Source organism: Actinocatenispora thailandica, from assembly GCF_016865425.1.
Lineage (GTDB): Bacteria > Actinomycetota > Actinomycetes > Mycobacteriales > Micromonosporaceae > Actinocatenispora > Actinocatenispora thailandica.
Genome location: NZ_AP023355.1, coordinates 1,127,623 through 1,152,733, shown reverse-complemented (window position 1 = coordinate 1,152,733; position 25,111 = coordinate 1,127,623). Strand labels below are relative to the sequence as shown.

Annotated in this window: 18 protein-coding genes; 6 read left to right on the top strand and 12 right to left on the bottom strand. The window is 72.7% G+C overall.

Annotated features, from left to right (window positions below):
- Positions 1–45 precede the first annotated feature (45 nt).
- Positions 46–1,716 carry an FAD-binding dehydrogenase gene (locus Athai_RS05090; protein ID WP_203960396.1) on the top strand — a complete coding sequence of 557 codons (1,671 nt, stop codon included), beginning with the start codon at positions 46–48 and terminating at the stop codon, positions 1,714–1,716.
- A gap of 1,127 nt (positions 1,717–2,843) precedes the next feature.
- Here the strand turns inward: Athai_RS05090 and Athai_RS05085 are convergent.
- The gene (locus Athai_RS05085) at positions 2,844–6,851 is read right to left on the bottom strand and encodes a S8 family serine peptidase (RefSeq protein ID WP_203960395.1); all 4,008 of its coding nucleotides are present in this window, start codon (positions 6,849–6,851) and stop codon (positions 2,844–2,846) included.
- Between the two features lie 221 nt (positions 6,852–7,072).
- Here Athai_RS05085 and Athai_RS05080 point away from each other — a divergent pair, with 221 nt between their 5' ends.
- Complete coding sequence (locus tag Athai_RS05080) at positions 7,073–8,041, top strand: helix-turn-helix transcriptional regulator (protein WP_203960394.1); 969 nt, start codon at positions 7,073–7,075, stop codon at positions 8,039–8,041.
- A gap of 292 nt (positions 8,042–8,333) precedes the next feature.
- On the opposite strand, the gene Athai_RS05075 is transcribed toward Athai_RS05080, so the two are convergent.
- Complete coding sequence (locus tag Athai_RS05075) at positions 8,334–8,681, bottom strand: winged helix-turn-helix transcriptional regulator (RefSeq protein WP_203960393.1); 348 nt, start codon at positions 8,679–8,681, stop codon at positions 8,334–8,336.
- 49 nt (positions 8,682–8,730) lie between these two features.
- On the opposite strand from Athai_RS05075, the gene Athai_RS05070 reads away from it, so the two are divergent.
- A complete protein-coding gene (locus Athai_RS05070) occupies positions 8,731–8,886 on the top strand; it encodes a hypothetical protein (protein WP_203960392.1) in 156 nt (51 codons plus the stop codon).
- 50 nt (positions 8,887–8,936) lie between these two features.
- Here Athai_RS05070 and Athai_RS05065 read toward each other — a convergent pair whose 3' ends face one another.
- The gene (locus Athai_RS05065) at positions 8,937–9,557 is read right to left on the bottom strand and encodes a TetR/AcrR family transcriptional regulator (protein WP_203960391.1); all 621 of its coding nucleotides are present in this window, start codon (positions 9,555–9,557) and stop codon (positions 8,937–8,939) included.
- A 118-nt stretch (positions 9,558–9,675) separates the two neighbouring features.
- Here Athai_RS05065 and Athai_RS05060 point away from each other — a divergent pair, with 118 nt between their 5' ends.
- On the top strand, positions 9,676–10,494 hold the full coding sequence (locus Athai_RS05060) for an alpha/beta fold hydrolase (RefSeq protein ID WP_203960390.1): 819 nt from the start codon (positions 9,676–9,678) through the stop codon (positions 10,492–10,494).
- Between the two features lie 105 nt (positions 10,495–10,599).
- Here Athai_RS05060 and Athai_RS05055 read toward each other — a convergent pair whose 3' ends face one another.
- The 3 genes from Athai_RS05055 to Athai_RS05045 form a co-directional block, all read right to left on the bottom strand.
- Complete coding sequence (locus tag Athai_RS05055) at positions 10,600–10,983, bottom strand: VOC family protein (protein WP_203960389.1); 384 nt, start codon at positions 10,981–10,983, stop codon at positions 10,600–10,602.
- A gap of 158 nt (positions 10,984–11,141) precedes the next feature.
- A complete protein-coding gene (locus tag Athai_RS05050; protein ID WP_203960388.1) occupies positions 11,142–13,703 on the bottom strand; it encodes a glycoside hydrolase family 3 C-terminal domain-containing protein in 2,562 nt (853 codons plus the stop codon).
- 229 nt (positions 13,704–13,932) lie between these two features.
- Positions 13,933–15,216 (bottom strand): MFS transporter, encoded by a 1,284-nt coding sequence (locus Athai_RS05045; RefSeq protein ID WP_203960387.1) that lies wholly within the window; start codon positions 15,214–15,216, stop codon positions 13,933–13,935.
- Between the two features lie 121 nt (positions 15,217–15,337).
- Between Athai_RS05045 and Athai_RS05040 the strand changes: the two genes are divergently transcribed.
- The gene (locus Athai_RS05040) at positions 15,338–16,201 is read left to right on the top strand and encodes a LysR substrate-binding domain-containing protein (RefSeq protein WP_203960386.1); all 864 of its coding nucleotides are present in this window, start codon (positions 15,338–15,340) and stop codon (positions 16,199–16,201) included.
- Between the two features lie 129 nt (positions 16,202–16,330).
- On the opposite strand, the gene Athai_RS05035 is transcribed toward Athai_RS05040, so the two are convergent.
- Genes Athai_RS05035 through Athai_RS05015 form a run of 5 tightly spaced genes read right to left on the bottom strand, consistent with a single transcriptional unit; the run spans position 16,331 to position 22,659 of the window.
- The gene (locus Athai_RS05035; protein WP_203960385.1) at positions 16,331–17,176 is read right to left on the bottom strand and encodes a PaaX family transcriptional regulator; all 846 of its coding nucleotides are present in this window, start codon (positions 17,174–17,176) and stop codon (positions 16,331–16,333) included.
- The gene (locus Athai_RS05030; RefSeq protein WP_203960384.1) at positions 17,173–19,551 is read right to left on the bottom strand and encodes a bifunctional salicylyl-CoA 5-hydroxylase/oxidoreductase; all 2,379 of its coding nucleotides are present in this window, start codon (positions 19,549–19,551) and stop codon (positions 17,173–17,175) included. The genes Athai_RS05035 and Athai_RS05030 overlap by 4 nt, the downstream gene beginning before the upstream one ends.
- On the bottom strand, positions 19,548–21,233 hold the full coding sequence (locus tag Athai_RS05025; protein WP_203960383.1) for an AMP-binding protein: 1,686 nt from the start codon (positions 21,231–21,233) through the stop codon (positions 19,548–19,550). Before Athai_RS05025 ends, Athai_RS05030 begins: the two co-directional genes overlap by 4 nt.
- Complete coding sequence (locus Athai_RS05020; protein ID WP_239156732.1) at positions 21,230–22,174, bottom strand: acyl-CoA thioesterase; 945 nt, start codon at positions 22,172–22,174, stop codon at positions 21,230–21,232. Before Athai_RS05020 ends, Athai_RS05025 begins: the two co-directional genes overlap by 4 nt.
- Positions 22,171–22,659 carry a cupin domain-containing protein gene (locus Athai_RS05015; RefSeq protein WP_203960382.1) on the bottom strand — a complete coding sequence of 163 codons (489 nt, stop codon included), beginning with the start codon at positions 22,657–22,659 and terminating at the stop codon, positions 22,171–22,173. The genes Athai_RS05020 and Athai_RS05015 overlap by 4 nt, the downstream gene beginning before the upstream one ends.
- A gap of 156 nt (positions 22,660–22,815) precedes the next feature.
- Here Athai_RS05015 and Athai_RS05010 point away from each other — a divergent pair, with 156 nt between their 5' ends.
- Positions 22,816–23,247, top strand: a complete 432-nt coding sequence (locus tag Athai_RS05010; protein WP_239156731.1) for a RidA family protein — start codon at positions 22,816–22,818, stop codon at positions 23,245–23,247.
- An 84-nt stretch (positions 23,248–23,331) separates the two neighbouring features.
- Here Athai_RS05010 and Athai_RS05005 read toward each other — a convergent pair whose 3' ends face one another.
- Positions 23,332–25,092, bottom strand: coding sequence for an ABC transporter substrate-binding protein (locus tag Athai_RS05005; RefSeq protein ID WP_203960381.1), 1,761 nt, complete (start codon positions 25,090–25,092; stop codon positions 23,332–23,334).
- Between the last annotated feature and the right edge of the window lie 19 nt (positions 25,093–25,111).

Genomic DNA, 25,111 nt, shown 5'->3' with positions numbered 1-25,111 from the left:
GCGTACCGACGGGTAACGTCGGGGCCGGCGCGAAGGAGGCGGCAGATGGCGGACGCGGACGCGATCGTGGTGGGAGCGGGACTGGCCGGGCTGGTGGCCACCGCCGAGCTGGCCGCCGCCGGCCGCCGGGTGCTGCTGCTCGACCAGGAACCGGAGACCGGGCTGGGCGGGCAGGCACACTGGTCGTTCGGCGGGCTGTTCCTGGTCGACTCGCCGGAGCAGCGGCGGCTGGGGGTGCGCGACTCGTACGAGCTGGCCCGCAGCGACTGGGCCGGTACCGCCGGGTTCGACCGCGGCGTGGCCGACCCGCTCGGCGAGGACCACTGGGCGGCCCGCTGGGCGGAGGCCTACCTGCAGTTCGCCGCCGGGGAGAAGCGGTCCTGGCTGCACGGGCTCGGGGTGCGCTGGTTCCCGATCGTCGGCTGGGCCGAGCGCGGCGGCTCGCTCGCCACCGGGCACGGCAACTCGGTCCCCCGGTTCCACGTCACCTGGGGCACCGGGCCGGGCGTGGTGGCGCCGTTCGCCCGGCTGGTGCGCGAGGCGGTGGACGCCGGGCTGGTGTCGCTGCGGTTCCGGCACCGGGTCGACGCGCTGACGCTCACCGGCGGCGCGGTGGACGGGGTGCGCGGCACCCGGCTGGCGGACAGCGACGCGGCCCGCGGTACCCGGTCGTCCCGCGACGCGGTCGGCGAGTTCGAGCTGCACGCGCCGGTCGTGCTGGTCACCTCCGGCGGCATCGGCGCCGATCACGACCTGGTCCGGGCGAACTGGCCGGCCCGGCTCGGCCCGGCGCCGAAGCACCTGATCACCGGCGTGCCGGAGCACGTGGACGGCCGGATGCTCGGCATCGCCGAGCAGGCGGGTGGCCGGCTGGTCAACCCGGACCGGATGTGGCACTACACCGAGGGCATTCGCAACTGGGACCCGATCTGGCACCGGCACGGCATCCGGATCCTGCCCGGGCCGTCGTCGATGTGGTTCGACGCGACCGGCCGCCGGTTCGGCGCACCGAACTTCCCCGGCTTCGACACGCTCGCGACGCTCGCCGCGATCGGCGAGTCCGGGTACGACCACTCCTGGTTCGTGCTGACCCAGAAGATCATCGAGAAGGAGTTCGCGCTGTCGGGCTCCGAGCAGAACCCGGACCTGACCGGCAAGTCGATCCCGACGACGCTGTCCCGGGTGCTGCCCGGCGCGCCGGCCCCGGTCGAGGCGTTCAAGCGGCGCGGCGCGGACTTCGTGGTGGCCGACTCGCTGGCCAAGCTGGTCGACGGGATGAACCGGCTGACCGACGAGCCGCTGCTGTCGGTCGGCCCGCTGCACGATCAGATCGTGGCACGCGACCTGCAACTGGCGAACCCGTACTCGAAGGACGCGCAGGTGGCGGCGATCCACGTGGCCCGGCGGTACCGTGGGGACCGGCTGTCGCGGGTGGCCACGCCGCACCGGATCCTGGACCCGAAGGCGGGGCCGCTGATCGCGGTGCGGCTCAACATCCTGACCCGCAAGACGCTGGGCGGCCTGCAGACCGACCTGTCCGGCCGGGTGCTGCGCGCCGACGGCACCCCGCTGCCCGGCCTGTACGCGGCGGGTGAGGTCGCCGGTTTCGGTGGCGGCGGGATGCACGGTTACCGCTCGCTGGAGGGCACCTTCCTCGGCGGCTGCCTGTTCGGTGGCCGGGTCGCCGGCCGCGCCGCGGCCGACGCCACTGTCTGATCCCGCCGGCCGCCCGTCGGCTCCCCGGCGGCGGCACCCGACGGCGGCACCCGACGGCGCGGGAAATGCGGTGCCGCCGCCAGCGGGCGCATCGTAGAGTGCGCCGGTGCGGGGGCGACGGGCCCGCCGCCACGTCGCGAGCCGCGCTCGCTCCACTCCCACGCCTCCGAAGGGAGACGGCGCGCATGAGAGCAGCAGAGCGTCCGGCCGCGGTGGCCGCCGCGGTCGCGACGGCCACCGAGCTGGGCCTGCGGGTCGACGACCCGATCGTCCTGCAGGACTCGAACCGGCTGACCCTGCGGCTGCTGCCGTGCGACGTGCTGGCCCAGGTGGCGCCGGCGGCGCACCGGGCCGCACCGTTCGAGATCGAGCTCGCGCAGCGGCTCGCGGCGACCGGCAGCCCGGTCGCGGTTCCCGATCGCCGGGTGGAGCCGCGGGTGTACCCGCGGGACGGGTTCTCGGTCGCGCTGTGGACCTACTACGCCCCGGTGGGGCGGCCAGAGGCGGCACCGGCCGACTACGCCGCCGCGCTGCACCGGCTGCACGCCGGCATGCGGGGCCTCGACGTGGCCGCGCCGCACTTCACCGAGCGGGTCGAGCAGGCGCAACGGCTGGTGGCGAGCCCGGCGCAGGCGCCGGCACTCCCGGACGCCGACCGGGCCCTGCTGGTAGACACGCTGCGAAGCCTGCGACGGGCGGTCGGCGCGCGCGCGAGCAGCGAGCAACTGCTGCACGGCGAGCCGCACCCGGGCAACGTCCTGGTGACGCGGGACGGGATGCGGTTCGTCGACCTGGAGACGTGCTGCCGCGGACCGGTCGAGTTCGACCTCGCCCACGCGCCCGACGAGGTGGCCGAGCACTATCCCGATGTCGATCGCGACCTGCTGCGCGAGTGCCGGATCCTGACGTTGGCGATCGTCACGGCCTGGCGCTGGGACCGGGACGACCACCTCCCGGACGGGCGGCGGCTGGGCGTCGAGTGGCTGGACCGGCTCCGGACGGCGCTCGGGCGGCGCTCGGGCGGCGCGCGGACCCGCGCCCCTGACCCCGGCAGCGGGCGCCGACGCCCCGCGGCCGGCGTCCCCGCGGGCCGGGCGGCGGGTCCTCCCAGCCCGCCGCCCGGCCGGTCAGTAACGGATGCGCTGGATCTGGTCCAGATCGGGGGCGAACAGGTAGGCGGTGCGGGTGGCCGGGTCGAGCTGGATGCGCTGCTCGGTGACCGGGTCGTACGCGGTGCCGTAGCCGGTCCCGGCGATCACCCCGGTGATGGTGCGCACCGTGTTGCCGGTGGTCGTGTCGACCACGTCGATCTCGCCGGTGCCGTTGACGTCGTCGACCTTCGGGTACGGCGAGCCGTACGTCGGGGTGCCGGCCGGCTGCGGGAACACCACCAGCGCCAGGTGATGCGCCCCGTCGACGGCCATCGTGGTGCCGATCTCCCGACGCACCGCGGTCGCGGTGCCGGCCGCCAGCGAGGACTCGTCGACGCCGACGAGCGAGCTGGTGCCGGTGATGTTGAGACTGAACGAGTGGTAGCTGAGCAGGTACGCCGAGCCGCCGCGCTGGTCGGCCGCGAACGCGTACCCGCACGGGTCGCCGGTCGCGCCGGTGACCGTGCCGCGGTCCAGGTCGACCCGGGCCACGTCGTCGGCCGTGCCGAACCCGAAGCAGATGTAGCTCGCCTGGCTGTGCGCGAGCAGCACCGCACCGGTCGAGGCGTCCACGTCGATCATCGAGTACCAGCCGGAGACGCCGTCCGGGTCGGCCGGCACCGGGTCACCGAGCGCACCGGTATGCAGGTCCACCACGAGCACCGTGTCGGCCTGGTCCGCCTCGTGCCGGGCCAGCAGCGCGGCCCGGTGCCGGACCCGGTCGACCCGGCCGCCCAGCACCGAGTACCCGTCGGGTACCGGCACCGCGGCCACCCGGGTACCGGCGACCGGATCGTAGGTCTCCAGCCGGGTGTCGTGCGCGGTGACGTGCAGCGCGAGCGCGCGGTGCGCGTCGGCGTCGGCGCCGATCACCTCGTAGAAGCCGCCGCTGGTGTCGGTGGCCAGCGCGGCGCCGTACGCGCCGGTGTCCGGCCGGTACGGCAGCAGCGCCGCGCCGTGCGCCCCGGTTGTCGAGACGACGGAGTCGTCGCCGGCCATCCCGAAGCTGAGGATCTGTCCCTGGTCCGGCGCCACCCCCTCGATCGTGTCCACAGTGGACACCGGGGAGAACTGGCCGAGCACACCGGTCGAACCCCGGGCCGCCACCCGCACGGTGTACGACACGGCCGAGTCCAGGCCGAGCTTGCCGGTGTCCAGCCGGACCGTGCCGTGCGTCGCGCCGAGATCCTGGTACACCACCGAACCGGTGTCCACGCCGTTGCGGTCCCGGCGGGTCCCGTTCGGGTTGGAGAAGGTGTTCCGCAACCGGTACAGGGTCGGCCCGGGAGCGGAGATCTCCAGCACCGCGCCGGTCGCGCGCCGCACCCGACGCACGTCGTACGAGACGGACAGGGTCGGCGCCGAGGAGGGGACGCCCGCCCAGTGGCCCGGCTGCCCGCCGCTGCCGGCGAGCAGCGGCGCGGCCGGCCGCTGCGCCGCGGTCGAGCCGGCCACCCGGATCGGGGTGAACTCGCCGTAGACCGGCCGGCTGGGCACCGCGTCGTTCTGGACGATGCCGATGCCGTACAGGCCGCCACCGTCACCGAACGCGCCGGCCGGGACGGTGACCGTACCCTTCGTCGCGGTCAGCGGCAGCGACCACGCGGCGGTGAAGATCGGCGCGAGCACCGGGTTCCACCGGCCGGCGTGCGACACGACCAGCGTCGGGGTGTCCACCCGGCGCACGCCGGTCAGGTCGTAGCCGACCCGCACCGAGCGCCCGGCGGGCACCGAGGCCGGCGCGTGCGGCGCGGTCGCCTCCGCGTAGCCGCCGTCGGTCGCGCCGACGGTGAACGTGTGCGTCGTCGAGGCCAGCACGTGCCGGCCACGCAGCACGTCGTACCGGACGGACACGCTGCGGTCCGCGTCGGCGACGACCGGCAGGCCGGCGGCGCGCAGCAACTCGGCCGGGGTCAGCCGGATCGCCGGCGAACCGGACCGGAAGCGGGTGTGCCCGACGGTCAGCACGTAGTCCAGCCGACCGCGTGGCCGGCCGACGACATCGGCGCCGATGGTGATCGTGCCGGCCAGGTGCTCACCGGTGCCGTCCGGGCCGGCCAGGTCGATCCGGTCCGGGTCGGCCACCTCGGTGTACGCGCCGCCGAGGTTGCCCAGGGTGGCCCGCTGCGCCACCGACAGCCGCACGATCGACGGCCGGCGCGTGGCGGCGCCCAGTACCGACTCGACCGCGGCGGTGACGTCCAGCTGCGGCCCGACGTGCACGTCGGTGTCCAGCTGCGCCGGCGTCGGCACCGGCCGGCCGGTGCGCACCAGCAGCGACCGCACCTGGCGCGGCGTCAGGTGCCGGTGCGCCAGCCGCGCCGACTGCAGCACCACCGCCGCCGCGGCGGCGATCTCCGGCGCGGAGGCCGAGGTACCGCCGTTGTCGACGACCGAGATCGCCTGCGCGTCCCCGCCGTCGTCGTGCACGAACGAGGGGATCGCGTCACCGGGCGCGGACAGGTCGATCCGGGTGCCGAAGCCGGACGAGTAGTCGCCGGAGCCGGAGACGCGGGTCGCCGCGGTCACCCCGGTACGGGCCGAGGCCGCCCGGTCGCCCGGCCGGGCGGACAGTACGTCGTCGGTGGTGGTCGCGCCGGCGGCGATCACTCCCGAGTCGACCACCCTGGTCGGGGTGGTCGACTCGGCGTCGTCGTCGATGTCGGTCTGCGTGCGAGGATCACGCGTCAGGTCGGTCGGGGTGCTGCCACCGTCCGGGCCGACCGCGGCCGGGCTGAGCCCGACCCGGACGCCGTCGTTGGAGGACACGCACACCACCACGTGGTAGCGGTCCACGATCTCGGCCAGCGCGGCCCGCGCCACCGGATCGTCCTCCAGGTAGCGCCCGGCGAAACCGGCGCTGTCGGTGCCGAAACCGAGGCTCGCGGTGATCACGTCCGGGCGCGGCGACTGCCGGGCGGCGGCGAGCAGCGCGGTCACCACCTGGTCGATCGTCGGCGTGGTCGGGACGACCAGCCGGTACCGGGCACCCGGCGCGATGCCGAGCAGGTCGGTGACGCCGGTACCGGTGCGGCCGGGGCGCTGCGCGTCGTGCGGCAACGGTGCCATCACGCCGAAGTCCAGCAGCGCCTCGTCCAGCGTCGGATCCTCGTTCTCCACCGCACCGGCCGGGTCGGCGGTGCCGTCGGGACCGACCGCGTACGTCGGGATCAGCGGCATCGCGGGCAGGTCCAGGTACCGCTTGCCGTCGCGCAGCACGGTGGTCGCGCCGTGCTGCGCGGCGTAGCCGTCGGTCATCGACGCGTCGGTCAGGTCACCGATCGAGACGTTGGTGATCCGCGTCCCGGCGCCGGGCAGTTGACCGCGCGCGTGCAGGGCCGCGAACGCCCCGGTCGCGTCCACCCCGCCGGCGTTGAGGTAGCTCTGCAGCGACGAGGTGAGCCCGTAGTTCGCCGGCACCCCCGCGGCCGTCGTCGCGGGCGCCTTCGCCGCTTTCCCGGCCCAGCGCGGCATCGTGGCCGGCGCGGTGTGCATCGCCGACACGTACCGGTTCGGCTCGGCCAGCGCGACCCCGGGCGAGCCGGCGAGCTGCCGGGCCGCGGCGGTGGAGTCGTCGTGCGCCAGCGTGACCAGCACGGTACGGGCCAGCGTCGGGTCGGCCGCACCGGTGGCCACCGGCCGCAGGCTCGCGGCGTGCACCCGGCGCAGGGTCGCGTCCAGCGTGCCGTTCGAGGTGTCCGGCCGCAGCTCGCGACCGCGGATCCGGGCGCCCGTCGCCCGGGTACCGTCCGCGAGCACCACCAGTACCTGGTTGGGGACCACGGTGCGCGGGGTCGCCTTCGGCGCCGTCCAGGCAGCGCCGAGGGCGGGCCGGCCGGTGCGCTTCGGCGCCCGCTGGGTGAGCGCCCGGCGCGCACCCGCGGGCGGGTGGTCGGTCGGCGCCGCCGCGGCCGGCGTTCCGGCGGCGGCGAGGCCGAGCACCGCCGCGATCGCGACCGTACCGACGAGTGGGCGGCGTGCCATGGCGTGATCCTCTCTGCGGCACCGCACCGGGCCCGGCGCCGCCGCGGCGGGAGGCGGCCGGTACCGGCACGGAACCTGGATGGCGCGTGAGGGGGCGGCACGCCGGGGTCGGGCGATGGCGTACCGATGTCCCAACCTGGCAGAGGCGGCGCCGATGGCACAAGACGGCCAGCCTGACCAATAGTTGCCAGCTGGCCGATCCATGCCACATGATGCGGACCATGTTCGAGCCTGTCGGATTGTCCACACCGGACAGCCGGTTGTACGCGGCGCTCGTCGCCGCACCCGGCGCCCGCGGCGGCGAGCTGGCCGCCGAGGTCGGCCTGCCGGTGGCGGCGGTGACCCGCCGGCTGGCCCGGCTGATCGAGGCCGGGCTGGCCAGCCGGCTGCCCGGCCGCCCGGCCCGCTACCTGGCCGCCGCGCCGGACGTGGCGATCGCCGACCTGATCGGCCGGCGCGAGGACGAGCTGCGCGACGCCCGCGCCGACATGCACCGGCTGATGGACACCTACCGGCAGGCCGCCCGCTTCACCCACCCGGACCAGTCGGTGGAGGTACTCGTCGGCCGGGAGGCGATCGCGGCCCGGGTGGTCGAGCTGCACGCGACCGCCCGTGTGCAGGTCCGTGGCTTCGACAAGCCGCCGTACCTGATGCGTTCGGCCGGCGCCACCGGCGGCGAGCACCGCCGCATCCGGGAGGGCGTCCGCTACCGGGTGCTGTACGACCGCGGCGCGCTGACCTGGCCGGGCCGGCTGGCCGGCGACATCGCCGCCGGGCAGCGCGCCGGCGAGCAGGCCCGTTCCCGGCCCGCGCTGCCGCTGAAGATGATGCTGGTCGACGACCGAGTCGCGCTGGTACCGATCACCACCGCCGACCGCCCGCTCGACTCGATGTACCTGATCCACCGCTCGTCGCTGCTCGACGCGCTCGCCGCGCTGTTCGAGGCCGAGTGGGACCGCGGCACCCCGCTCGGCCCGGCGCCCGCGGCCGGCGAGCTGGACCCGCCCGACCCGGACAGCCGCCGGTTGCTGACGCTGTTGGTCAGCGGCGCCACCGATGCCGGCATCGCCCGCGCCCTGGGCATCAGCCCGCGCACCACCCAGCGCCGGCTGCGCGACCTGTTCGCCCAGCTCGGCGTCACCACCCGCTTCCAGGCCGGCGCCGCCGCCCAGTCCCGCGGCTGGCTCTAGGTGTTGTTCTGTCCTGTGAGGTTCGGGACGCGGCTGGCGGGTGGTTGGCCATGAGGACACGCCCTAGGTGTACTGACCACGGAGGTTGGTGACGGAAGCCACGGGTTGGTGTTCTTGCATGGGTGAGGGCCTTCCGGGTTCGGTGTGTAGCGACCAAGCAGACACGCCGAACGACCCAGGAAGGCCCTCGATGGTTCACGCTAACGCACCGGTGGCGCCGGCCTGAGCGGCGCACCGATGGGCGCCGGCCTGAGCGCCCCGGGCGCCGGTCCGGCCCGTGTGAGGGGGCCGGTCAGCCGGTTTCGACCAGCTGCGCCTGGTGCTCCGACGACCAGCCGGCAAGCCGGGCGAGCGGGCCGTTCGCGAAGGACCTGCCCAGCTCGGTGAGTTCGTAGCTGGCGACATCGCGCCGCGCCTCGCCGCTCCTGCGCCGAACCAGCTCGCGGGCCGTCAACCGCCGCAGCGACTCGGTCAGCGCCTTGTCGCTGACGCCGGCGATGCGCCCCAGCAACACGTTGCGACGCAGCGGCCCCGGGCGCAGGGCCAGCAGCACGACCGGGTCCCAGGTGTGGCGCAGCAACTCGACCCCGGCCCGCACGTGGCATTCCGACACGAAGGTTTCGCATCCGTTCTCGCGCATCGAACCAGTGTCCCACCGTGGGCCTACCGACTGGTAGGAACGCGGCTTCGTGCTGCGTCTCGTCGCCGCCGGCGCCAACCCACGCTTCGCGGTACCGGACGTCGACCCGTCGCCGCTCGCCCCACCGGCAGCCGCCGCGCAGCCGGTCCGCCCGCTACCGGACGGCACCGGGTCCGCGGCACCGGCGGGCGCCGCACAGCGGTGAGCCGCTCGGTGTCCGACCGGCCGGGCCACCGTCGGTGGTGACGCTCCTCGTCACCCCGTCGGTGCGGTGCGGCGGGTCAGCTGGGTGAGCGCGCGGCGGAGCTTGGTGTCTCGTCGCGACGCGGCGTGCTCCAGCAGCGCCACCTCGGCGACCAGGCCGACCCAGAGCCGCGCGGTCTGCTCCGGATCGGGCCAGCCGAGCGCGCGGAAGTCGTCCAGCACTTCCGCGGCGCTGGCGGTGTTGCGGGCCACGATCTCCTCGGCGATCTGCGGATCCGCGCGGGCCTCCAGCAGCAGCGCCCGCACCCCGCGACGTTCGAGACAGGTGTCGAGGTAGGTACCGGCGATCGCGTCGAGCCGGTCGGCGCCGGGTTCGAGACCGCGCATGGCCGCGCGCATCCGGTCGAACAGCCGGTCGTGGAACTCCCGGTGCAGCCCGATGACGTACGAGGAGCGGTCCCCGAAGTGGTGGAAGAAGGTGCCCTTCGACACGCCAGCCTCGTCGACCACGAGGTTGACGCTCAGGCCCATCAGGCCGGTCTGCTCGGCCAGCCGCAGGCCGGCGTCGACGAGGCGTTGGCGGGTCTCGGCGGCTGCCGCCTGCCGCTTGCCGGCGGGCGGCGCGCCGGCGTTCGCGTCGGGATCGGTTTCCTGGGACGGGCTGGCGCTCACCCGACCATGGTCGCAGGTCGGGTGTTCGGGAGGCCGCTCGCGTTCGCACCGCACATCTCGTAGCGTATGGTTTGACCGACCGGTCGGTCAATGAGATACGAGACATCAGGGAGCCCCTGTGCCGAGCCTTCAGACATCCGCGGGCCGGGTCGCCTACTCCGACACCGGAGCCGGCCCGCTCCTCGTGCTGCTGCACGCCACCCTGCACGACCGCCACGACTTCGACCCCGTCCTGCCCGCGCTCGCCACCCGACACCGGGTGATCGCCGTGGACTGGCCGGGTCACGGCGACTCGGATGCCGACGCGGGCGGCCGGCCGGTGACCGCACCGCTGCTGGCCGATGTCCTGGAGGAGGTCGTGCTCGCACAGGACCTGCGCGGCCTGCGGCTGATCGGCAACTCCGTCGGCGGATTCGCGGCCGCCCGGCTGGCGATCCGCCACCCCGACCGGGTCACCGGGCTGGTGCTCGTCGACAGCGGTGGGTTCGCCGGCCACGATCCGGTCAGCCGCACCCTGTTCCGGGCCATCGGTACCCCGGCGATCGCCAAGCGGCTGATGCCCCGGTTCGTCCCCGGTTACATGAAACCCCGCACCGCCAGCGACCGGGAGATCGTGGCGCGGACCGTCGCGCGGGCCCGCACCGGGGCGGGCGCGGCGCTGGCCGCCTCGATGTGGCGCAGTTTCGCGACCGCCGAGCACGACCTGCACGGCCAGGCCGACCGGCTCACCGCACCCACCATGATCGTCTGGGGCAGGAGAGACACCGCAGCCCCGCTCCGGGCGGGCCGCGCGACCCACCGGTACCTCCCGAACGCCACCATGGAGGTCCTGGACACCGGGCACGTCGTGTTCTCCTCCGACCCGCGGTCGTTCCTGCGGGTCGTCGAGCCCTTCCTGGCCGCACTGCCGGACGGTCCGGCGTCGGAGCATCCGTGATCCGCCACGCCAGCGCGTCCGCACTCCGGGACAGGATGCCCCGACACGTGGGGAGTCCGGAGGCGCGAGCACACGCCGGCCCGGGGGCCGCGACGGCGCGGCGGATCAGGAGGTCGTGGCGGCGCGATCAGCCACGCTGCGCAACACGCAGAACTCGTTGCCCTCGGGATCGGCCAGCACGGCCCAGCCCGTACCGTCGGGGTGGCGGCGGTCGGCGACCAGGCTGGCGCCGAGGTCGAGCAGCCGCGCGACCTCCTGGTCCCGGGTGGTGTCCGGGCGCAGGCACAGGTGCAGCCGGTTCTTCACCGTCTTGGCCTCCGGCACCTGGTTGAAATAGAGCGCCGGGCCGTCCGCCAGCACGACCTGGATCTCGTGGTCACCGGGCCGGTCGTCCGGACCGAGCGGGCGGCCGGTCACCTCGCTCCAGAAGGACGCCAGCCGGTAGGCGTCCGCACAGTCGATCGCCACGTTCTGCAACACCGAAACCATGACAGCAGCCTCCCCGATCCCACCCCCGAACACCAACCCCCGACCCACGGCCCACGCGGTTGATCATGGCGTTGTCTCGCTGGCAAGCGTGGCGCTCTCCAGACCGGACAACGCCATGATCGACCCGGGCGGGCGGGAACGGGGCGGCGGGATGGGGGTCAGGGGCGGACCGTGAAGGTGGCGGACAGCGGGAGGTGGGTGGCCGAGTCTCCGATGTGGACGGTGTAGGTGCCGGGTGTCAGCCGCCAGGCGTGCGCGTCCGACGACCACACCGAGGCGTCGGCCGCGGTCAGCCGCAGGCTGACCCGCTTGGTCCGGCCGGGCCGCAGCGACACCTTCGCGAACCCCTTCAGCTGCGCCGACGGTTCACCGGCCGCCTTCGGATCGGCAAGGTAGAGCTGCACCACCTGGGATCCGGACCGGTGTCCGGTGTTGGTCACCGACACGGTGGCGGTGACGTGGTCGTGCGCGTTCAGCGTGTGCCCGGACAGGTGCAGCCCCGACATCCGGAAGCTGGTGTACGACAGCCCGTAGCCGAACGGGAACGCCGGCGTCCGGTCCTGCGAGTCGTACCAGCGGTAGCCGACCCGCAACCCCTCCGAATAGGACACCTTGCCGCCGACGCCGGGCCACTGCGCCGCGGTGGCCGCCGGTACCTGGGACAGCGAGGTCGGAAACGTCACGGGCAGCTTGCCGGACGGGTCGGTGTCGCCGAACAGCAGCGCGGCGATCGCGTTGCCGGCGTCCTGCCCCGGGTACCAGGCCTCGAACACGCCCTTCACCTTGGACAGCCACGGCATGGTGACCGCGGAGCCGGTGTTGAGCACCACGATCGTGTTCGGGTTGGCGTCCGCGATCGCGTCGATCATCGCGTTCTGGGTGCCGGGCAGGTCGATGTCCTTCAGGTCGGAGCCCTCCGACTCGTAGTCGTTGGCGTACACGACCGCGACGTCGGAGTCCTTGGCCACCTGGACCGCCTGCGCCAGCGGGTCGGAGTCGGGCAGCGTCCAGCCGAGGTCGACCACCGCGTCGCCGGCCGCCTGGTAGTAGTCGACCTCGATCGAGACCGGCTTGCCGGCGGTCAGCGTCACCTGCGCGGTCTCGGTGTGCTCCGCCTGGTCGCGCCAGTTGTCGATGACCTGCTTTCCGTCGATCAGCAGCCGGCTGCCGTCGTCGGAGGTCAGCCCGAACGTGTAGCTGCCGGTCTGTGGCGGGGTCAGAGTGCCGGTCCACTTCGTGGAGAAGTCGTTCGCCGGCACCCCGGCGGGCCGGTTCGCATCGCCGAAGGTGAACGACACCTGCGGGTCGGTACGGGTTGCCACCGGGTCACCGGACATCGTCGTGTTGTCGTAGTACGCGCCGGTCAGCCCGTGCCCGCTGCCGTCGGCCGGGGTCAGGTACCGGCTGTCCACGGTGGGCAGCTTGCCGGAGCTGCCGAGGTTGCCCTGCGCGTACCGGACGTCGATGCCGGAGCCGGCCCGCGCCTTGATGCCCTGGTACGGGGTGACCGTGCCGGTACCGGCGACCCGGGCGCTGCCGCCGCCGGCGGTCATGGTGTCCGGGCCGGCGCCGTCCCCGATCACCGCGATCGAGCCGAGTTTCCTGTCGTCCAGCGGGAGCACGCCGTCGTTCTTGAGCAGGACGGTGCCGTCCTCGCTGATGCGCCGGGCGGTCGCGACGTGCTGGTCGGTGGACGCCGGTGCGGTCGGGGTGTCGGCCGACGGGTGGTCGAACAGCCCGAACCGGAACTCCTGCCGCAGGATCCGGCGCACCATGTCGTCCACCCGGGAGCGCGCCACCTGCCCGGCGGCCACCGCCTGCTCGAGCGCGGCGCCGAAGTAGCTGCCGCCCGGCATCTGCATGTCCATCCCCGCGTTCGCGGAGCCGACGGTGGAGTGCGTACCACCCCAGTCGGAGGTGATGAACCCGTCGAAGCCGAAGTCCTGCTTGAGGATCTGGTCGAGGTAGGCGTTCTCGCAGGCGAACGAGCCGTTGACCATCGAGTAGGAGCACATCGCGGAGGACGGTTTCGCCTCGTCGACGATGGTGCCGAACGCGGCGGCGTAGATCTCGTGCACCGACCGGTCGTCGATCTGCACGTCGTCGTTGGCCGAGTTGCGGTTGGTCTCCTGGTTGTACACCGCCCAGTGCTTGACCTGCGCCATCACGCCCTGCGACTGGATGCCCTCGATGTCGCCGGCGCCGATCTGGCCGGTCAGGTACGGGTCCTCGCTGTACGACTCGAACGAGCGGCCCCAGCGCGGGTCGCGGACGATGTTGACGGTGGGGCCGAGGTCGACGTCGACGCCCTTGGTCCGGTCCTCCGCACCGATCACCGACCCGTACCGCCGGGCCGCGTGCTGGTCGAAGGTGGCGGCGAGGGTGGTCGCGGACGGCAGCTGGGTGGTGTCGGCCATCCGTACCCCGGTCGGGCCGTCCTGCAGCTTCAGCGCCGGGATGCACAGCGCCGCGTTCCCCGGGACGTACCCGGTGTACGCGGAGCCACCGGTGCCGTGCACCATCGCGATCTCGTCGTCCAGCGACATCCTGGCCACGACCTGCTGCACCCGGGTGCCGATCGGCGCGGGTGAGCCGACCCAGGGGCAGTCGGGGTTCGCCGCGGCCTGCGCGTTGCCGGTCGCCGCGGCGACCGGCAGCGCCGCCGCGACCAGGCTGAACGCTGCGGCCAGGGCGAGTCTGGGACGTGTGGGTCGGTGCATCGGTCCTCCCGACGATTGCCAACTCGGCCGGGCTGCAGGGTGACCCGGGACGCGAAAGATGTCCGGCCTGGACGCCGGACATCTTTCGCGTTCGTTACATCGATGTCAACGGACCAATCCGTTGTGTCACATTATCAGGGCCTGAAGACACCGATACCGTCCGTTATCGCGCCCGACCCGATGCCGTACCCGGGTGGCGCCGGTGGCCGGGCAGTGCCCGGCCACCGGCTCACGGGTGCAGCCGGCGCAGCCGGGCGCGCATCGCGGTGGCGTCCACGAAGCGGGTGGCGATCGCCGCGATCGCGACCAGCGGTACCGCACCGGCCAGGAACAGGCCGACCTGCGGACCGAGATGCTGGTCGATCGCGCCGATCACCGGCCCGCCGAGCGCGGCCGAACCGGTGAACACCAGCAGGTACACGCCCATCGCGCGACCGCGCAGGTGCGGCTCGACCGACAGCTGGTAGGTCGAGTTCGCGGCGGTCACGAGCAGCAGCGTCGCCGCACCGAGGCCGGCCAGCACCACCCCGAACGCCCACTGCGCCGGCGTCAGGGCGGCGAGCATCGCCAGCGCGGCGACGACCGTACCGGTGGCGAGCAGGCTGCGCACCCCACCACCGGTGCGGCGGGCCGACACCAGCGCGCCGGCCACCGAACCGATCGCCACCACCGAGCTGAGCAGCCCGTACCCGCCGGCGCCGGAGACGAACACCGACTTCGCGTACACGCTGAGCGTCACCGCGAGGTTGCTGGTGAAGAACGTGAACGTGCCGACGAGCACCACGGTCCACAGCATCTGCGGCCGGCCACGAACCAGCCGCAGCACCTCGACCGTGCGGACCGGGGACGCGGTCGCCGGGCGGAGCAGGCGCACCATCTCGTGCCGGCGCATCACGAGCAGGCCGGCGATCGGCGCGGCGAACGAGCACGAATTGGCCAGGAACGACCAGCCGGGGCCGACCGCACCGATCAGTACGCCGGACACGGCCGGGCCGACCAGCGCGCCGAGCTGGAACACGGTCGAGTTGAGGCTGATCGCGTTGCGCAGCTGGCGGGCGGGCACGAGTTCGTTCACGAACGCCTGCCGGGTCGGGTTGTCCACCGCGGTGATCAGCCCGAGCACGAACGCGATCAGGTACACGTGCCACGCGGCGACGTGCCCGGTGAGCGTCAGCGCCGCGAGTACGGCGGCGGTCAGGCCCATGCCCGCCTGGGTGGCGAGCAGGATGGTGCGCTTGGCGAACCGGTCGGCGAGCGCGCCACCGGCGATGCCGAACAGGACGGTCGGCGCGGCCTGCAAGGCGGTGGTGACGCCCACCGCGGTGGCCGAACCGGTGATGCTCAACACCAACCAGTCCTGGGCGATGCGCTGCACCCAGCTGCCGGTGTTGGACACCACCTGCGCGCCGGCGAAGACGCGGAAGTTGAAGGTACGGAGGGATTCGAAGGTGCGGTGCCGTCTCGGCGCCGCGCCGGGTAAGTGGTCGTCGGTGGCCGTGCGCGCGATGCTCACAATCGTCCCGAGGCTCGAAAGCGGGTGGGTGTGCCCTCCATCCTTGCCACCCGCGTGCTCATAGCCAAATCCAATTGCTCCTATTAGTGTTATAGCGTCTCGCAATAAGGTGGTAGACGCTGTGTACAACCCGGAGCACCTCAGGAGCTTCCTCGCAGTCAGCGAATCGCTCAGCTTCACCCGCGCCGCGGCGACCCTGGGCATCCGGCAACCGACTGTCTCGCAACACATCCGCAAGCTGGAGGGCGAGGTCGGCCGGCCCCTGCTGGTGCGCGACACCCGCACCGTCGCGCTGACCGCGGACGGTGAGGCGATGGCCCGGTTCGCCCGCACGATCATCGCCGCGAACGAGGCGGCTGTGGGGCACTTCACCGGCTCCGAGCTGTCCGGCCGGCTGCGGTTCGGGGTGACCGACGACCTGGCCCTGACCCCGGTGCCCAAGATCCTCCGCGAGTTTCGCCGGCTGTACCCGCAGATCGTGCTGGAGCTCACGATCTCGCAGAGCCTGACGCTGCAACGCCGGGTCGAGTCCGGCCACCTCGACGCCGCGTTCGTCAAGTACCCGCCGGGCGAGGGCCACGGCCGCCTGGTGCGCCGGGACCCCCTGGTCTGGGTCGCCGTCGAGGACGCCCGGCTCGACCTGACCCGGCCGGTGCCGCTGATCGTCTACCACGCACCGAGCATCAGCCGGTCGCGTGGCGTGCAGGCGCTGGAACACGCCGGCATCCCGTACCGGATCTCGTGCACGGTGCGCGGGGTCAGCGGGGTGCTCGCCGCGGCGCGGGCCGGGCTCGGGGTGGCGATCTTCGCCCGCAGCCTGGTGCCGACCGACCTGGTCGAGGTGCCGGCCGACGTGGGCCTGCCGGAGCTGGGCGAGACCGACCTGGTGCTGCTGACCAACCCGCACTCGGCCAGCGACGCGGTCGAGGCCCTGACCTCGGCGATCCTGTCCCGCCGGGACCCGATCCGCAACATCGCGCACTGAGTGACGCCGCGCGCGCCGGTGCGGGTACCCGCTCGCTCCGGACGGGGCCGCAGCCGGCGCGCCGGGCACCCCGGCCGGCCCGGCCACCGTCCGATGTGGACTGATCGGGTGCCGGCCGGCCGGGTGCGGTCACGGCCAGTAGCGAGCCGCATGGGCCAGCGCGGGACCGGCCAGCAACTCGACGAGCCGCTCGAAGCACTCCACGGCGGCCGGAGCGCTCCAGTCCTCGGCGAGCAGCTCGCGGGGCAGCCCTGGGTCGCGGAACGGGAGCTGCCGCCACGCGTCGACCACCCGCAGGTAGCGCACGAAGGCGGTCCGCGGGTCGACGGCGGCTCCCGCCTCCCCCGCCGCGACCAGCGGTTCGTGCTCCCTGATGAACTCGCGGTAACTGTGGTCGATGCCGGCGAGGTCCCAGCTCTCGTAGAGCAGCGAGGTCAGGCTGCGGCTGCCGGCGTACGCCCCGACGAAGAGCGCGGCGTGCTCGTCCATCCCCAGCTCACCGATGGCCCCCTCCGCCGCGGCCCGCATCCGCGCCGGTGCCAGCCACATCGCGGTACCGACGTTGCCGAACCCCAGGTGCGCCAGGTGCGTTCGGAGCTGGTCGCGCTTGCGGCGCTCCGCCTCGGGAACGCTGAGGTGCACGATGCACCAGCCGTCGGACAGCTCCGCCGGCCGCCGGGAGTGCCAGATCACCTCGTCCCCCTCCGCGAGCACGGCGCTCGCCCGCTCGGTGAGCGCGTAGCCGCGCACCCCGTCCCGGCTCTGCGACTCCAGCCAGCCGCGCTGCTTCAGCCGAAAGACCGCGGTACGGACACCCGGCGCGTCCTGCCCGGCCTGGCGCATCAGCTCGACCACTCCCGCGATCGGCATCCAGTCGCCCATCCGCCGCACCACCGCGCCGAGGAAACTGACCAGCAGGGTGCGGGACACCCGCGTCCGGGAGGTGGTCGTCGGCGGGTCGCTGCGGCTCGTCACGACACCGATTGTGCCGTCCGTGGTCGCCATCGCAGATGCACGTCCTCGTTCCCGCCGCCCTCGCGCAGCAGCCGCAGCCGGGGCGGCACCTTGTCGGTCCGGGCGGCCGGCGGGCGGCGGCTGCCGGCCGCCCACTGCTCGGGCCACGGCGCGGCGGCGCCGGCGTACCCCTGCTCGGCGGCGGCGTGCAGGGTCCAGTTCGGGTCGTAGAGATGTGTCCGCCCCAGCGCGCACAGGTCGGCCCGGCCCGCGAGCAGGATCGAGTTGACGTCGTCGTAGCTGGAGATCGCGCCGACCGCGATGACCTTGGCGCCGGTGCCGGCCGCCGCCCGGTGCCGGATCTTGTCGGCGAAGGGCGTCTGGTACGAGCGCCCGAACGCCGGCCGTTCGTCCTTGCCGACCTGGCCGGACGAGACGTCGATCGCGGCTGCCCCGTGCTCGATGAAGGCAGCCGCGATCGCGACCGCGTCGTCGTCGGTGTTGCCGTCCGGCAGCCAGTCGGTGGCCGAGATGCGCACGGTCACCGGGATGCTGGCCGGCACCACGGCGCGGACCGCGTCGAACACCTCCAGCGGGTAGCGCAGCCGGTGCGCCAGCGGCCCGCCGTACTCGTCGGTGCGCCGGTTGGCCACCGGGGACAGGAACTCGCTGAGCAGGTAGCCGTGCGCCGCGTGCACCTCGATCAGATCGAACCCGGCGCCGACCGCGCGGCGAGCGGCGGCGGTGAACTCCGCCCTGATCCGGTCGAGGTCGGCCCGGGTGGCCTCGCGCGGCAGGTGGCAGCCCGCCCCGTACGGCACCGCGGACGGGCCGACGACCTCCCAGTTGCCGGTGTCCAGCGGCTCGTCCAGGCCTTCCCACATCAGCTTGGTCGACCCCTTGCGGCCGGAGTGCCCGAGCTGCGCACCGACCCGGGCCGTCGACCGCTGGTGCACGAAATCGGTGACGCGGCGCCAGGCGTCGCGCTGCTCGTCGGTCCACAGGCCGGTACAGCCGGGCGTGATCCGTCCCTCCGCCGAGGTGCAGATCATCTCGGTCATCACCAGCCCGGCGCCGCCGAGCGCCTTGGACCCCAGCTGGACCAGGTGGAAGTCGTTCGGCAGCCCGTCGGTCGCCGAGTACATGTCCATCGAGGAGACGACGACGCGGTTGCGCAGCCGCAGCTCGCCGATCGAGACCGGCTGGAACATCGGTGGCGTCACCTCGACGGATCCCTGCTGCCGGGCGAACTCCGCCGCCATCCGGTCGGCGAACTCGTGATCGCGGTCCCGCAGGTTCTCGAAGGTGATCCGGCGCGACCGGGTCAGCAGGTTGAAGACGAACTGCGCCGGCTCCTGTCCGGCGTACATTCCGATGTTCTCGAACCACTCCAGGGAGGCCTGCGCGGCCCGCTGCATCGACTCGACGACCGGCTTGCGTTCCTGCTGGTACGCGGCCAGCGCCTGTTCGATGCCCGGTTGCTCGTGCAGGCAGGCGGCGAGCGCGAGGGCGTCCTCCATCGCCAGCTTGGTACCGGAGCCGATCGAGAAGTGCGCCGTGTGCGCGGCGTCGCCGAGCAGCACGAGGTTGCCGTGATGCCACGAGTCGTTCCGCACCGTGGTGAAGTTCAGCCACCGGGAGTTGTTCGTCAGGATGCGGTGGCCGCGCAGCTCCTCGGCGAAGATCTCGCCGATCCGGGCGACCGCGTACTCGTCGGAGGCGCCCGGCGGGAGGTTCTCGTGCTCGGTGCGGTCGAACCCGGCGGCGCGCCACACGTCCTCGTGCATCTCGACGATGAACGTGGAACCGGCATCCGAGTACGGGTAACCATGGATCTGCATGGTGCCCCACTCGGTCTGCTTCACGAAGAACTGGAACGCCTCGAAGACCAGGTCGGTGCCGAGCCAGATGTACTTGTTCCGGCGCCGGTCCAGCCGCGGCCCGAAGACGTCCGCGTACCTGGCCCGTACGGTCGAGTTGACCCCGTCCGCAGCGACCACGAGGTCATGGTCGCGTCGCAGTTCGGCCACGTCCGGCGCAGCGGTCCGGTAGTGCACCGTGACCCCGAGCTCGGCGACCCGTCGCTGCAGGATCGCGAGCAGCTCCTTGCGCGACATGGCGGCGAAACCCTGCCCGCCGACGGTGAACTCGTGCCCGTGGAAACCGACGTCGATGTCGGTCCACCGCGCGAAGCGCCGCTCCATGGTGGCGTGCACGACCGGGTCGGCGCCCTCGATGGAGCCCAACGTCTCGTCGGAGAACACCACTCCGAAGCCGAACGTGTCGTCCGCGGCGTTGCGCTCCCACACGGTGATGTCGTGGCCGGGATCGAGACCCTTCAGCAGCGTCGCCAGGTACAGCCCGCCCGGTCCGCCGCCGACCACCGCGATCCTCATGACGTCGGCTCCGTCGCGGCGGCCTCCCGGCCGACGATCTCCCGCAGCCGGAAGTGCTGCAGCTTGCCGCTGGCGTTGCGGGGCAGCGCGTCGACGAACCGCACGTCCCGCGGGTACTTGTACGGCGCGAGGTGGCCCTTCACGAAGGCCTGCAACTCGGCGGCCTTCGCGGCGCCGGCGGTCGCCTCCGCGCGCAGCACCACGAACGCGCAGACGACGGAACCACGTTCGGCGTCCGGCTTGGCCACGACCGCGCACTCGACCACGTCCGGGTGTTCCTCCAGTACCGCCTCGACCTCCGGGCCGCCGATGTTGTAGCCGGACGACACGATCATGTTGTCGGTGCGCGCCTGGTACCAGAAGTAGCCGTCCTCGTCCCGGGTGAAGGTGTCACCGGTGACGTTCCAGCCGTTCACCACGTAGTTGCGCTGCCGGTCGTCGGCCAGATAGCGGCAGCCCACCGGGCCGATCACGCCGAGCCGGCCGGCGACGCCGGGGCCGAGCTCGTTGCCGTCCGGGTCCAGGATCGCGGCCCGGTAGCCGGGCACCGGCCGGCCGGTGGCGCCCTCCCGGATGTCGTCGCCCGCCGCGGTGATGAAGATGTGCAGCATCTCGGTCGCACCGATCCCGTCGATGATCTTCAGGCCGAGCCGCTGGTACACCTCGCGCCAGGTCTCCAGCGCGATGTGCTCGCCGGCGCTGACCGCGCTGCGCAACCCGCGCAACCGGTCCGCGTGGCCGGACTTCAGGATCTGCTTGTACGCGGTGGGAGCGGTCGCCAGCACCGTGACCCCGTGCGCGGCGACCAGCTCCGCCAGCTGCGGCGGTGTCGCCGTCTCGGTGAGGAACGCGCACGCCCCGGCCCGGAGGGTGAAGACCACGAGCATCCCGAGGCCGAACGTGAAGGCGAACGGCGCGGTGCACGAGACCAGGTCGTCCGGCTCCAGCCGGAGCGTCATCCGGCCGAACGTGTTGTCGATGGACAGGATGTCGCGATGGAAGTGCGTGGTGATCTTCGGGACGCCGGTGCTGCCGGAGGTGGGCCCGAAGAGGGCGACGTCGTCGGCGGCGGTGTCGACCGCGGTGAACTCGGCCGGCCGGCCGGCGATGCGCCGTGTGAGGTCGTCCGCGGTGTCCCCGCCGTAGACCAGCACCGTGAGGTTCGGCGCGGACGTGTCGCGCAGCTCGTGTACGGCGGCCGCGACGCGGTGATCGACCAGGGCGATGGTCGGGGCGGTCTTCTCGACGATCGGCGCGAGTTCGCGGGCACGCAACGCCGGCATGGTGGTGACGACGATGCCGCCGGCCTTGAGTACCGCCAGCCAGGCCGCCACCGTCCAGGGGTTGTTCGGCGCGTGCAGCATGACCCGATTGCCGGTGACCAGGCCGAGCTCGTCGGTGAGGTACCCGGCGAGCTGGTTGGTGCGCCGCGCCAGCTCGCCGTACGTCCAGACCACGCCGGTGGGGGTCCGCAGCGCGGGCCGGTCGGCCCCGTACCGGTCGATCGTCGCGTCGAGCAGCTCGACCGCCGCGTTCAGCCGCGGCGGGTACTGCAGGAGCTCGGTGGTGAACTCCAGGGTCGGCCACTGGTCCCGCGGCGGCAGGTGGTCGCGGGCGAAGGTGTCCGCGTACCCGGAGGGCGCGAAATCTGCCGGGTACCCGGAAGGTGCGAGGTCCGTCATGTCGTCGCTCCCGTCGGGGTGCGGATCATGCCCTCCTGGACGACCGTCGCCAGGTGGGTGCCGTCCGGGGTGAAGAAGCGCCCGAGGTTGAGGCCGCGGCCGTCGCTGGCGGAGAGCGCCTCCTGGGCGTAGAGCAGCCAGCCGTCGAGCGGCGCGGTGCGGTGGAACCACATCGAGTGGTCCAGGCTCGCCGTGACCAGGCCCTCGCGGGCCCAGGCGAGACCCAACGCGCGCAGCGTCGGCTCCAGGATCGTGTAGTCGCAGACGTAGCTGAGCGCGGCGGTGTCACGCTGTGCGTCGTCGAGCCCCGGCACCCCGCGAAGCCCGTCGAACGGCCGGACCCACACGGCCTGGTGCGGGACCCGTGCCCCGTCGACGGTGAGGTAGACCGGGCCGGGGACGTGGCGCATGTCGAAGCCGCGCCCGTGCTGCCAGTAGTCGCGCGAACGGTCGGTCATCGTGCCGCCGGCCCTGCCGGCGAGGTACTCGGCCGAGGTCGGCAGGCTGTCCGGGCCGGCGACGTTCGCCGGCGGGTCCGACTGGATCCGGCCGCCGGGGCCACCCGCGGCGAAGCTCGCGAGGCAGACGAAGATCGGCTTGCCGCCCTGGTAGCCGCGAACCTGCCGGGTGGCATAGCCGCGTCCGTCTCGCAGGATCTCGACCTCGTAGCGGACTTCCGCGCCGATCTCGGCGGGGCGCATGAAGTACGAGTGGGTCGAGTGCAGGTGCTTGCCCTCGACGGTGCGGATCGCGGCGACGACGGCCTGCGCGACCAGGTCCCCGCCGTACGCCTTGGGCCACGGGCACGGCTGGGTGACCGCGGTGTACGCCCGGTCGAAGTGCTCCGGCGCCACCTCGGTGAGGGTGACGGCCCGGGTGAAGATCGCGGAGGTGGCGTCCTCGGTCACGGGGGGCCGCGCCGGACGCGCGTCGTCGGTCACGGGCGGTCCGTCCAGTCGCGCAGTTCGTCGTCGCGCACCTGCGGCAGGTTGACCACGATGTTCTCCGGGGTGCGGGTGGTCATCCAGGTGAGCGGGTTGTTGCGGTCCAGGTTGCACTCGACGTGCGGCAGGTACGGCGGTACGAACACCCAGTCGCCCTCGGACATGTCGAGGTAGTCCTGGAACTTGTCGCCGAAGTAGATGCGGGCCCGGCCGGACAGCACGTAGCCGCCGGTCTCGGCGGCGCCGTGGTGGTGCGGGGTGGACCGGTAGCCGGCCAGGTTGTGCACCTTGCCGAACCAGATCCGGGTGGCCGGCGTGTGCTGGATGCTGACCCCGGAAACCCTGGTCGCGCCCTCGGACTGGCCGGTGAGGCCGGAGTCCGGTTCGTGCCCGGCGCGCGTGACGAACGGGACGACCAGCCCCGCGTCGTTGCGGTACCTCGAGTTGTCACCGATCTCGTGGTCGTCGGAGTTCGGGTGCATGCCTGGTCCTTCCGCCGGTGAGGTGGTTCCACGGGCGCGGTCCGCGTATTTCATTATCGGCACGTTCGTTGTGAACATGTCAATAGACAGTTAGCGTGGCTACCACGGGGCGGCGACGACAGCCCTTTGCCACCCCGGACCAGGCAAGGAGAACCGATGACGAACCCGCTGCGGCCGGTACCGGTGAACCCGGCCAGCCTGCCGGCACCCCGCGGCTACTCGCACGGGACGCTGAGCGGCAACACGCTGTACCTGGGCGGGCAGACCGCGCTGGACGCCGACATGAAGATCGTCCCGGGCGGGATCGTCGAGCAGTTCCGGCAGGCGTTCGGCAACGTGCTGACGACTCTTGCCGCGGCCGGCGGCGTGCCGGCGGACCTGGTCAGCGTCACGATCCACCTGACCGACATCCCCGACTACCAGGCGCACGGCCGGGAGATCGGCGCGGTGTGGCGGGAACTCGCCGGCCCGGTCTACCCGGCGATGGCCGGCCTCGGCACCACCGCGCTGTGGCAGCCGGAGGCGATGATCGAGATCCTCGGCGTCGCGGTGATTCCGGACGACCGGCTGGTCCGGCCGGCGGACTGACCGGAACCCGCAACGCGGCGAGCCGCCGACACACCGATGGCCGGCCCCGTAACCGGGACCGGCCATCGAACGTTCACCCGGAGGTCAGCCGACCCAGGCGTCGACGTAGCTGATCGCACCCGGCGGGTTCTCGATCTTCACGTCGTGCACCTTGCTCCCGGTGAGGCTCAGCTGCTTGAGGTAGTCCACCGGAATACTCGGCGCGTACTTCTTCATGATGTACTCGTCGAGCTTGCCCCAGTCCTTCGTGGCCTGGTTGGCCGGCTCCTGCTTGATCTTGTCGATCCGCTTGTTCACGTCGGGCGCGTTCAGGTACGAGGTGTCCTGGTTGCCCTGCGCCACGATGGTGCGGCCGTCGAACAGCGGCGGGATGACGGTCGAGCCGCTCGGCCAGTCCGCTCCCCAGTTGGTCGCGTACATGTCCCAGCCGTTGTTCTTGCGGTCGATCGCGGTGAAGAAGTTGTCCTTGTCCTCCGGCCGCAGCACGATCTTGAAGCCGGCCTTCTGCAGCGCGGTCTGCACCGTGGTGGCGAACTTCTGCCCGGCCTCGGTGTTCGCGAACGCGTAGACGAGCTTCGGCTGCTTGCCGGCCAGCAACTTCTTCGCCTTGGCGATGCCGTCCGGCGTGCCCGCGCCCGGGTAGGCGTCGTACTTGTTCCAGCCGGCGACGGTCGGCGACATCAGCGTGGTGGCCGGCGCCGCCTGCGACGTCCCGCCCGACACCTGCACCCACGCGTTGCGGTTGATCGCGTAGTTGAGCGCCTTGCGCACGTTGACGTCGGTGACCCGCTGGGTGTTGATGTCGATGCGCTCGGCGTACGGCAGGAAGTCGTTGAGCGTGCGGCCCTTCGCCGACGGATCGGCCAGCACCTTGCTGGTCAGCTCCGGGCTGACCCCGGGCTGGTCGACCACCGCGTACTGGTCGTTGCCGTGATCGGCCAGCACCCGGTTGGTCTGGTCGGTCGGGCTGACACCGATCTTCACGTCCAGCGTGTCGAAGTAGTCGTGCCGCACCGGGTCGCTCTTCGGATCCCAGTACTTGTTGCGCGCCAGCTTCAGCTCGGTGCCACGGTTGTAGCTCTCGATCTGGTACGGCCCGCAGGAGAACGGGTGCGTGTCGATCTTCTGCGGGTTCGAGTCCTGCGACTTCGGCAGCGGCGAGGTCGTACCCCAGGACGCCGCGTACGGGAACTCCGGCTGCGACGACTTGAGGTGGAAGGTGATCGTGTTGCCCTTCACCGTCACGCCCGGCGGCGTCGCCGCGCCACCGTTGTACGGCCCCTTGTACTTGCCGTTGTAGGTGCCCGGGCCGGCCAACCACTGCTGGATGTAGTGCGGCCCGTCGGCGAGGTTCGGCGAGAACGACCGGGCCACGCCGTAGGCCACGTCGGCCGCGGTGACCGGCGTGCCGTCCTGGTACTTCAGGCCCGACTTCAGGGTGTACTTCCAGGTCTTGCCGTCGTGGTCGACGTCGACACCGGTGTTGGTGGCGAGGTCGCCGACCAGGATGGACTTGCCGGTCTTCTGGTCGAACTTGAACGTCGTCAGGGTGCGGGTGACCAGCTGGTCGAGCGCCTGCGCGTCGGAGATGTAGATCCGCTGCGGGTCGAGGTGCTCGTAGTCACGCTCGTGGTAGGAGATGAGGGTGCCGCCCCGCTTGGCGCCCTTGATCGCCGCCGCCGGCCCCTTCGAGTCCGCGGGGTTCGTGCTGATCGAACCGGACGCCACCTTCGCGCTCGGCCCGCCGTTGTCGCCACCCTTGCCGGTGTTCTTGCTGCATGCCGTGGACATGCCGATCAGCGCGACGGCCACCGCGCCGACGGCCACAACCTTGCCTGTTCGCATCACACCACCTCGTCGAGGC

Bases quoted from the DNA above. Each gene is read 5' to 3' on its own strand.
- Athai_RS05090 (WP_203960396.1), top strand. From the start codon at position 46: ATGGCGGACGCGGACGCGATCGTGGTGGGAGCGGGACTGGCCGGGCTG.
- Athai_RS05085 (WP_203960395.1), bottom strand. From the start codon at position 6,851: ATGGCACGCCGCCCACTCGTCGGTACGGTCGCGATCGCGGCGGTGCTC.
- Athai_RS05080 (WP_203960394.1), top strand. From the start codon at position 7,073: ATGTTCGAGCCTGTCGGATTGTCCACACCGGACAGCCGGTTGTACGCG.
- Athai_RS05075 (WP_203960393.1), bottom strand. From the start codon at position 8,681: ATGCGCGAGAACGGATGCGAAACCTTCGTGTCGGAATGCCACGTGCGG.
- Athai_RS05055 (WP_203960389.1), bottom strand. From the start codon at position 10,983: ATGGTTTCGGTGTTGCAGAACGTGGCGATCGACTGTGCGGACGCCTAC.
- Athai_RS05050 (WP_203960388.1), bottom strand. From the start codon at position 13,703: ATGCACCGACCCACACGTCCCAGACTCGCCCTGGCCGCAGCGTTCAGC.
- Athai_RS05030 (WP_203960384.1), bottom strand. From the start codon at position 19,551: ATGAGGATCGCGGTGGTCGGCGGCGGACCGGGCGGGCTGTACCTGGCG.
- Athai_RS05025 (WP_203960383.1), bottom strand. From the start codon at position 21,233: ATGACGGACCTCGCACCTTCCGGGTACCCGGCAGATTTCGCGCCCTCC.
- Athai_RS05015 (WP_203960382.1), bottom strand. From the start codon at position 22,659: ATGCACCCGAACTCCGACGACCACGAGATCGGTGACAACTCGAGGTAC.
- Athai_RS05010 (WP_239156731.1), top strand. From the start codon at position 22,816: ATGACGAACCCGCTGCGGCCGGTACCGGTGAACCCGGCCAGCCTGCCG.
- Athai_RS05005 (WP_203960381.1), bottom strand. From the start codon at position 25,092: ATGCGAACAGGCAAGGTTGTGGCCGTCGGCGCGGTGGCCGTCGCGCTG.